Source organism: Shigella sp. SIG3, assembly GCF_053555855.1.
This window is the reverse complement of the sequence record NZ_JBQZXE010000038.1, coordinates 18,524-28,380: the sequence shown is the minus strand read 5'-3', so window position 1 is coordinate 28,380 and position 9,857 is coordinate 18,524. Positions and strand designations below refer to the sequence as shown.

The following is a 9,857-nucleotide window of genomic DNA, read 5'->3' as shown; positions in this document are numbered from 1 at the left end:
AAAAATGGCGGATCTGGTGAAAGCGAAGAGAGCCAAAATTATTGGCAATGGCGCGAAACTGGAAGAAATTATCGCCTGTCTGGATAATTTCGATTTGTGGGTGAATATCGTAACCCCAAATTAATGTCACTCGCTTTTGGGGGCGCTGAAGCCCCCAAAAGCATTTATTTTAAAAATATATACAGCCAATTAATAAATAAAATATATAAGTTATGAATGCGGTGGCTGGATAAAGCTATTTTTATTCATCGAGAAAATAGCCATACTGACGCCTTCAATGGATATTGATATTCACTACAGATATTGTTCGCAGCAGACAGGATGTATTTAATATGCCAACAGTTCTCTCTCGCATGGCGATACACCTCAAAAAAACAGCCTGGATAATTCCCGTCTTCATGGTTTCGGGATGCTCATTATCTCCGGCAATCCCGGTGATCGGCGCTTATTATCCCAGCTGGTTTTTCTGCGCCATTGCCAGCCTTATTTTGACGCTCATCACGAGGCGAGTTATTCAGCGGGCAAATATCAATCTGGCATTTGTCGGAATTATTTATACCGCCCTTTTTGCTCTCTACGCCATGCTGTTCTGGCTGGCATTTTTCTAATCTATTTGAGACGCGCTCATGGAAAGTACGCCGAAAAAAGCACCTCGCAGTAAATTCCCTGCTCTGTTAGTGGTTGCGTTGGCGCTGGTTGCCCTTGTTTTCGTTATCTGGCGCGTAGACAGTGCGCCATCAACTAATGACGCTTACGCGTCAGCAGATACCATTGATGTGGTGCCGGAAGTCAGCGGTCGCATTGTAGAACTGGCGGTCACCGACAACCAGGCGGTGAAACAGGGCGATTTGCTGTTCCGCATCGACCCGCGCCCGTACGAAGCCAACCTGGCGAAAGCCGAAGCCTCCCTCGCGGCGCTGGATAAGCAAATTATGCTCACCCAGCGTAGCGTTGACGCCCAACAGTTTGGTGCCGACTCGGTTAATGCCACGGTAGAAAAAGCCCGTGCCGCCGCGAAACAGGCCACAGATACATTACGCCGCACCGAGCCATTACTGAAAGAGGGTTTTGTCTCAGCAGAAGACGTTGACCGTGCAAGAACGGCGCAGCGCGCCGCAGAAGCGGATATTGCCCTGACCAAACTACATCTGGAAATGACGACCGTTCGCGCGCCATTTGATGGCCGGATCATTTCCCTCAAAACCTCCGTCGGGCAATTTGCTTCTGCCATGCGCCCTATTTTTACCCTCATCGACACTCGTCACTGGTACGTGATCGCCAACTTCCGCGAAACCGATCTGAAAAATATTCGCTCAGGTACACCCGCAACGATTCGCCTGATGAGTGACAGCGGCAAAACCTTCGAGGGTAAAGTGGATTCGATTGGCTACGGCGTGCTACCGGATGACGGCGGCCTGGTGCTGGGCGGCCTGCCAAAAGTGTCTCGTTCTATTAACTGGGTCCGCGTTGCCCAGCGTTTTCCGGTCAAAATCATGGTCGATAAACCTGACCCGGAAATGTTCCGCATCGGCGCTTCGGCAGTCGCTAATCTTGAGCCGCAATAATGAGCGCGCTCAACTCCCTGCCATTACCGGTGGTCAGGCTGCTGGCGTTCTTTCATGAAGAGTTAAGCGAGCGGCGACCCGGCCGCGTGCCGCAGATCGTGCAACTCTGGGTAGGCTGCCTGCTGGTGATTCTGATCTCGATGACTTTTGAGATCCCTTTTGTGGCGTTATCGCTGGCAGTGCTGTTTTACGGTATTCAGTCGAACGCGTTTTACACCAAATTTGTGGCGATCTTGTTTGTGGTTGCCACGGTGCTGGAGATCGGCAGCCTGTTTTTGATCTACAAATGGTCATACGGCGAACCGTTGATCCGATTGATCATCGCCGGGCCGATCCTGATGGGCTGCATGTTTTTGATGCGCACCCATCGGCTGGGACTGGTCTTTTTCGCTGTCGCCATTGTCGCCATTTACGGGCAAACCTTCCCCGCCATGCTCGACTATCCGGAAGTAGTCGTGCGCTTAACGCTGTGGTGTATCGTTGTTGGCCTCTATCCAACCTTGCTGATGACGTTAATCGGCGTGCTGTGGTTTCCCAATCGTGCCATTACGCAAATGCATCAAGCGCTTAATGATCTGCTTGATGATGCCATTAGCCACCTGACGGACAGCCTCGCACCGCTACCCGAAACGCGGATTGAAAGAGAGGCGCTGGCGCTGCAAAAACTGAATGTCTTTTGTCTCGCGGACGATGCCAACTGGCGAACTCAAAGCGCATGGTGGCAAAGCTGCGTGGCAACGGTAACCTACATTTACTCGACGCTGAATCGCTACGATCCCACCTCTTTTGCTGATTCTCAGGCAATTATTGAATTTCGGCAAAAATTAGCCTCAGAAATCAACAAGCTGCAGCATGCCGTTGCTGAAGGTCAGTGCTGGCAAAGCGACTGGCGGATCAGTGAAAGTGAAGCGGTGGCGGCACGGGAATGTAACCTGGAGAATATCTGCCAGACGTTGTTACAACTGGGCCAGATGAACCCGAATACGCCGCCAACGCCCGCCGCCAAACCGCCATCAATGGTCGCCGATGCTTTTACCAATCCAGACTATATACGCTACGCGGTAAAAACATTGCTCGCCTGTTTGATCTGCTACACCTTTTACAGCGGCGTGGACTGGGAAGGCATTCACACCTGTATGCTGACCTGCGTGATCGTCGCTAATCCAAATGTCGGTTCGTCGTACCAGAAGATGGTGCTGCGTTTTGGCGGGGCCTTTTGCGGCGCGATTCTGGCGCTGTTATTCACGCTACTGGTCATGCCCTGGCTGGACAATATTGTCGAATTGCTGTTTGTGCTGGCACCGATTTTCCTGTTGGGCGCATAGATTGCCACCAGCTCTGAACGCTCTTCTTATATCGGCACACAGATGGTGGTCACCTTCGCGCTCGCCACGCTCGAAAACGTTTTTGGCCCAGTGTACGACCTGGTGGAAATTCGCGATCGCGCCCTGGGTATCATCATTGGTACCGTGGTGTCCGCGATGATTTACACCTTTGTCTGGCCTGAAAGTGAAGCGCGCACGCTGCCGCAAAAACTGGCTGGCGCGCTGGGTATGTTAAGTAAAGTAATGCGGATCCCACGCCAGCAGGAAGTCACGGCTCTGCGCACTTATCTGCAAATTCGTATCGGTCTGCATGCGGCGTTTAATGCCTGTGAAGAGATGTGCCAACGCGTGGCGCTGGAGCGTCAACTGGACAGCGAAGAACGCGCCTTACTGATTGAACGTTCGCAAACGGTTATTCGTCAGGGCCGCGATATCCTTCACGCCTGGGATGCCACCTGGAATTCGGCGCAGGCGCTGGATAACGCACTACAGCCGGACAGAGCAGGTCAGTTTGCCGACGCCCTGGAGAAATACGCTGCCGGTCTGGCAACCGCACTCAGCCGTTCTCCTCAAATAACGCTTGAAGAGACACCCGCCTCGCAGGCCATCCTGCCCACCTTATTAAAACAGGAGCAACACGTCTGCCAGCTTTTCGCCCGCTTGCCAGACTGGACAGCCCCGGCATTAACGCCCGCCACGGAACAGGCACAAGGAGCCACGCAATGATCAATCGTCAACTTTCACGTCTGCTGTTGTGCAGCATTCTCGGCAGCACGACGCTGATTTCCGGCTGTGCCCTGGTACGTAAGGATTCTGCGCCTCATCAACAGCTCAAACCGGAACAAATCAAACTGGCCGATGATATTCATCTTGCCAGCTCCGGCTGGCCGCAGGCGCAGTGGTGGAAACAACTCAATGACCCGCAGTTGGATGCCCTGATCCAACGGACGCTAAGTGGTTCACACACCCTCGCCGAAGCGAAACTGCGGGAAGAAAAAGCGCAATCGCAGGCCGATTTGTTAGATGCCGGTTCACAGTTGCAGGTGGCAGCGTTAGGGATGCTTAACCGCCAACGTGTCTCGGCGAACGGCTTTTTAAGCCCTTATGCGATGGATGCGCCCGCACTGGGGATGGACGGGCCGTACTATACGGAAGCCACAGTAGGTTTGTTTGCCGGACTGGATCTTGATTTGTGGGGTGTGCATCGCTCAGCGGTTGCCGCCGCCATTGGCGCGCATAATGCCGCGCTGGCAGAAACCGCAGCAGTAGAGCTATCGCTGACCACGGGCGTAGCGCAGCTTTATTACAGTATGCAGGCCAGCTATCAGATGCTCGATCTGTTAGAACAAACTCGCGATGTGATTGATTACGCGGTGAAAGCGCACCAAAGTAAAGTGGCGCACGGTCTGGAAGCACAAGTGCCTTTCCACGGCGCGCGGGCACAGATTCTGGCGGTCGATAAACAAATTGCTGCCGTCAAAGGGCAAATCACCGAAACGAGAGAATCTCTGCGCGCATTGATTGGCGCGGGAGCCAGCGATATGCCGGAGATCAAACCTGTGGCATTACCACGAGTCCAGACCGGCATTCCGGCGACACTCTCTTATGAGTTGCTCGCCAGACGCCCGGATCTGCAAGCCATGCGCTGGTATGTTCAGGCGTCATTAGATCAGGTGGATTCCGCGCGGGCGTTGTTCTATCCGAGCTTTGATATCAAAGCGTTTTTCGGCCTTGATGCCATCCACCTAGATACCTTATTCAAAAAAACCAGTCGCCAGTTCAACTTCATCCCGGGTCTGAAATTGCCGCTGTTTGACGGTGGACGGTTGAATGCCAATCTCGAAGGCACGCGCGCCGCCAGCAACATGATGATTGAACGTTACAACCAGTCAGTACTGAACGCGGTGCGTGACGTTGCCGTCAACGGCACGCGTCTGCAAACGCTCAACGACGAGCGAGAAATGCAGGCTGAACACGTGGAAGCAACGCGCTTCACCCAGCGCGCTGCCGAGGCCGCCTATCAGCGCGGCTTAACCAGCCGCTTACAGGCCACTGAAGCCCGGTTGCCAGTACTTGCCGAAGAGATGTCATTACTGATGCTGGACAGCCGCCGGGTGATCCAAAGCATTCAGTTGATGAAATCGCTGGGCGGCGGGTATCAGGCGGCTCCCGTCGTCGAGAAAAAATAAAATGTCTGCCGCGTGATGGCTGTCACGCGGTATTTCGTTTCGTCACGTCAAAACTGACGACAGCCTGTTTTTCGTCAGAGTTTTGAATAAATAGTGCCCGTAATATCAGGGAATGACCCCAAATAAAATGTGGCATAAAAGATGCATACTGTAGTCGAGAGCGCGTATGCGTGATTTGATTAACTGGAGCGAGACCGATGAAAAAAGTCGTCACGGTTTGCCCCTATTGCGCATCAGGTTGCAAAATCAACCTGGTCGTCGATAACGGCAAAATCGTCCGGGCGGAGGCAGCGCAGGGGAAAACCAACCAGGGTACCCTGTGTCTGAAGGGTTATTATGGCTGGGATTTCATTAACGATACCCAGATCCTGACCCCGCGCCTGAAAACCCCCATGATCCGTCGCCAGCGTGGCGGCAAACTCGAACCTGTTTCCTGAGATGAGGCACTGAATTACGTTGCCGAGCGCCTGAGCGCCATCAAAGAGAAGTACGGTCCGGATGCCATCCAGACGACCGGCTCCTCGCGTGGTACGGGTAACGAAACCAACTATGTAATGCAAAAATTTGCGCGCGCCGTTATTGGTACCAATAACGTTGACTGCTGCGCTCGTGTCTGACACGGCCCATCGGTTGCAGGTCTGCACCAATCGGTCGGTAATGGCGCAATGAGCAATGCTATTAACGAAATTGATAATACCGATTTAGTGTTCGTTTTCGGGTACAACCCGGCGGATTCCCACCCAATCGTGGCGAATCACGTAATTAACGCTAAACGTAACGGGGCGAAAATTATCGTCTGCGATCCGCGCAAAATTGAAACCGCGCGCATTGCTGACATGCACATTGCACTGAAAAACGGCTCGAACATCGCGCTGTTGAATGCGATGGGCCATGTCATTATTGAAGAAAATCTGTACGACAAAGCGTTCGTCGCTTCCCGTACAGAAGGCTTTGAAGAGTATCGTAAAATCGTTGAAGGCTACACGCCGGAGTCGGTTGAAGATATCACCGGTGTCAGCGCCAGTGAGATTCGTCAGGCGGCACGGATGTATGCCCAGGCGAAAAGCGCCGCCATCCTGTGGGGCATGGGTGTAACCCAGTTCTACCAGGGCGTGGAAACCGTGCGTTCTCTGACCAGCCTCGCGATGCTGACCGGTAACCTCGGTAAGCCGCATGCGGGTGTAAACCCGGTTCGTGGTCAGAACAACGTGCAGGGTGCCTGCGATATGGGCGCGCTGCCGGATACGTATCCGGGATACCAGTACGTGAAAGATCCGGCTAACCGCGAGAAATTCGCCAAAGCCTGGGGCGTGGAAAGCCTGCCTGCTCATACCGGCTATCGCATCAGCGAGCTGCCGCACCGCGCAGCGCATGGCGAAGTGCGTGCCGCGTACATTATGGGCGAAGATCCGCTGCAAACTGATGCGGAGCTGTCGGCAGTACGTAAAGCCTTTGAAGATCTGGAACTGGTCATCGTTCAGGACATCTTTATGACCAAAACCGCGTCGGCGGCGGATGTCATTTTGCCGTCAACGTCGTGGGGCGAGCATGAAGGCGTGTTTACTGCGGCTGACCGTGGCTTCCAGCGTTTCTTCAAAGCAGTTGAACCGAAATGGGATCTGAAAACGGACTGGCAAATCATCAGTGAAATCGCCACCCGTATGGGTTATCCGATGCACTACAACAACACCCAGGAGATCTGGGATGAGTTGCGTCATCTGTGCCCGGATTTCTACGGTGCGACTTACGAGAAAATGGGCGAACTGGGCTTCATTCAGTGGCCTTGCCGCGATACTTCAGATGCCGATCAGGGGACTTCTTATCTGTTTAAAGAGAAGTTTGATACCCCGAACGGTCTGGCGCAGTTCTTCACCTGCGACTGGGTAGCGCCAATCGACAAACTCACCGACGAGTACCCGATGGTACTGTCAACGGTGCGTGAAGTTGGTCACTACTCTTGCCGTTCGATGACCGGTAACTGTGCGGCACTGGCGGCGCTGGCTGATGAACCTGGCTACGCACAAATCAATACCGAAGACGCCAAACGTCTGGGTATTGAAGATGAGGCATTGGTTTGAGTGCACTCGCGTAAAGGCAAAATTATCACCCGTGCGCAGGTCAGCGATCGTCCGAACAAAGGGGCGATTTACATGACCTACCAGTGGTGGATTGGTGCCTGTAACGAGCTGGTTACCGAAAACTTAAGCCCGATTACGAAAACGCCGGAATACAAATACTGCGCCGTGCGCGTCGAGCCGATCTCCGATCAGCGCGCCGCCGAGCAGTACCTGATTGACGAGTACAACAAGTTGAAAACTCGCCTGCGCGAAGCGGCACTGGCGTAATACAGTCCTTTCTACAGCCTCCTTTCGGAGGCTGTTTTTTTATCCATTCGAACTCTTTATACTGGTTACTCCCTACCCAATCGTATTATCAAAATGAAAAAAATTATCGCATTGATGTTGTTTTTGACATTCTTTGCCCACGCGAACGACTCCGAGCCTGGCAGCCAGTATTTAAAGGCAGCAGAGGCCGGGGACCAACGCGCACAATATTTTCTTGCCGACAGCTGGTTTAGCTCCGGCGATTTGAGCAAAGCCGAATATTGGGCACAGAAAGCCGCCGACAGCGGTGATGCTGATGCCTGCGCGCTGTTGGCGCAGATCAAAATCACCAATCCGGTCAGTCTGGACTATCCACAAGCAAAAGTTCTTGCAGAGAAAGCGGCGCAAGCGGGCAGTAAAGAAGGTGAAGTAACGCTGGCGCATATTCTGGTAAATACTCAAGCGGGTAAACCGGATTATCCAAAGGCGATTTCGCTGTTAGAAAACGCCTCGGAAGATCTGGAGAATGACTCCGCCGTCGATGCCCAAATGCTGCTTGGTTTGATTTACGCCAACGGCGTGGGCATTAAGGCCGACGATGACAAGGCAACCTGGTATTTCAAACGCAGCTCTGCAATTTCCCGAACCGGTTATTCCGAGTACTGGGCGGGAATGATGTTCTTAAACGGTGAGGAAGGTTTTATCGAGAAGAACAAACAAAAGGCGCTGCACTGGTTGAACCTGAGCTGTATGGAAGGGTTTGATACCGGGTGTGAAGAGTTTGAAAAATTAACCAACGGTTAAGGTAGGCCTGATAAGACGCGGCAAGCGTCGCATCAGGCATCCACACATTGCCGGGGGATATCCCCGGCAATCTTCAATTATTGATCCGCAGTTTTATCAAATTTGCCCAGCACTTCACGCTCATAAGCCAGCGCCTTTTTGCGGTCAAATTTGTGTTCCCACTTGGCAATCACCAGCACCGCCAGCGCATTACCCACCACGTTCAGCGCAGTACGCGCCATGTCGAGGATACGGTCAACACCAGCAATAAACGCCAGACCTTCCAGCGGAATACCTACGCTACCCAGCGTTGCCAGCAACACCACAAACGACACGCCAGCCACGCCAGCAATCCCTTTCGAGGTCACCATCAGCGTCAGCACCAGAATGATTTCCTGCCAGATGGACAGGTCAATGCCATACAGCTGAGCGATGAAAATAGCGGCAATACTTTGATACAGCGTCGAACCATCAAGGTTAAAAGAGTAACCGGTCGGCACCACGAAGCTGGTGATCGACGCCGGTGCTCCGTAGGCTTCCATCTTCTCAATAATTCGCGGCAGTACGCTTTCAGAGCTGGCAGTGGAGTACGCCAGAATCAGCTCATCTTTCAGAATACGAATCAGGCTCCAGACGCTTAACCCGCACAGACGTGCCACAATTCCCAGCACTACCAGCGCGAAGAACAGAATGGCGAAATGCACCAGCAGCACCAGTTTCGCCAGTGGCCACAGAGACGAGAAACCAAAGTTAGCCACCGTCACCGCAATCAGCGCAAACACACCCACCGGTGCATAACGCATCACCATGTGAGTCACTTTAAACATGGTTTCAGAGATGGAGCGGAACACGGTCACCAGCGGTTCACGATGCGTCGCGGGCAGGGAAGAAAGCCCCAGACCAAACAGCACCGAGAAAAAGATGATCGGCAGCATTTCGCCTTTCGCCATCGACGCCACAATGTTCGTCGGCACCAGCGACAAAATCGTGCCCATAATGCCGTGGGAACTGCTTTGTACCGCTTCCGTAGTGCTCTGATATTTCGAGATATCGACGGTCGCCAGCTGCGACATATCCACCCCGGCACCGGGCTGGAAGACGTTCGCCAGAGTGATCCCCAAAATGATGGCGACGGTGGTGATCACCTCGAAGTAAATAATGGTTTTCGCGCCAATACGCCCGAGCTGTTTGGCATCACCAACACCCGCGATACCCACCACCAGCGTGGAGATCACAATCGGCACAACAATCATTTTGATCAGATGGATGAAGATATCACCCGCCGGAGAGAGCAAATTGACGACCAGCCAGTCGCGGCTGTCGCTATGGTAGTGCAGGTAGCTTCCCAGGAGAATGCCCAGCACCATAGCAAACAGAATCTGCCAGGCCAGGCTGAATTTTATATTTTTCATCAGAATAACTTCCTCAATGGAGCGCCGTTCCCCGTTCAGAAACGCGAGAACGTGACATACTGCCAGGGCATGAATTGTGTTGCGTTGGTTTGTAGATTTTTTTAACGCTTATGATCAGTATCATTTGCGCGGTATGTTGCGCAACCCTTTAACAACAGAGCTTTTCGCTGCATTAATGCATAATAACGCGAGTTTATGGCAGGATTAATGAATAACCATTTGTTATGGAAAGATTTTTATTTGTTTAATCTGCAATAAT

At 52.8% G+C, this 9,857-nt stretch carries 6 protein-coding genes and 2 pseudogenes; 7 read left to right on the top strand and 1 reads right to left on the bottom strand.

Annotated features, from left to right (window positions below; genetic code table 11):
- The 7 genes and pseudogenes from ACUU1I_RS09410 to yjcO form a co-directional block, all read left to right on the top strand.
- The coding region (locus tag ACUU1I_RS09410) for an alkyl sulfatase C-terminal domain-containing protein (RefSeq protein ID WP_449144833.1) at nt 1–124 on the top strand (124 nt) is incomplete at its 5' end.
- A gap of 208 nt (nt 125–332) precedes the next feature.
- Complete coding sequence (locus ACUU1I_RS09405; protein ID WP_024260654.1) at nt 333–608, top strand: YtcA family lipoprotein; 276 nt, start codon at nt 333–335, stop codon at nt 606–608.
- An 18-nt stretch (nt 609–626) separates the two neighbouring features.
- Nucleotides 627–1,565: a multidrug efflux transporter periplasmic adaptor subunit MdtN gene (locus ACUU1I_RS09400; RefSeq protein ID WP_000446371.1), complete on the top strand. Its 939-nt coding sequence runs from the start codon at nt 627–629 to the stop codon at nt 1,563–1,565.
- Nucleotides 1,565–3,616 (top strand): annotated as a pseudogene (gene mdtO / locus ACUU1I_RS09395) (multidrug efflux transporter permease subunit MdtO). The gene ACUU1I_RS09400 and the pseudogene mdtO overlap by 1 nt, the downstream one beginning before the upstream one ends.
- Nucleotides 3,613–5,079 carry a multidrug efflux transporter outer membrane subunit MdtP gene (gene mdtP, locus ACUU1I_RS09390; protein WP_000610572.1) on the top strand — a complete coding sequence of 489 codons (1,467 nt, stop codon included), beginning with the start codon at nt 3,613–3,615 and terminating at the stop codon, nt 5,077–5,079. The pseudogene mdtO and the gene mdtP overlap by 4 nt, the downstream one beginning before the upstream one ends.
- 197 nt (nt 5,080–5,276) lie before the next feature.
- Nucleotides 5,277–7,424: pseudogene (gene fdhF / locus ACUU1I_RS09385) on the top strand (formate dehydrogenase subunit alpha).
- Between the two features lie 93 nt (nt 7,425–7,517).
- Entirely contained in the window at nt 7,518–8,207 is a 690-nt protein-coding gene (yjcO, locus tag ACUU1I_RS09380; protein WP_000719883.1) for a Sel1 family TPR-like repeat protein YjcO, read from the top strand.
- A gap of 77 nt (nt 8,208–8,284) precedes the next feature.
- Here the strand turns inward: yjcO and gltP are convergent, their stop codons facing one another.
- Entirely contained in the window at nt 8,285–9,598 is a 1,314-nt protein-coding gene (gltP, locus tag ACUU1I_RS09375; RefSeq protein ID WP_000789593.1) for a glutamate/aspartate:proton symporter GltP, read from the bottom strand.
- Nucleotides 9,599–9,857: the final 259 nt, after the last annotated feature.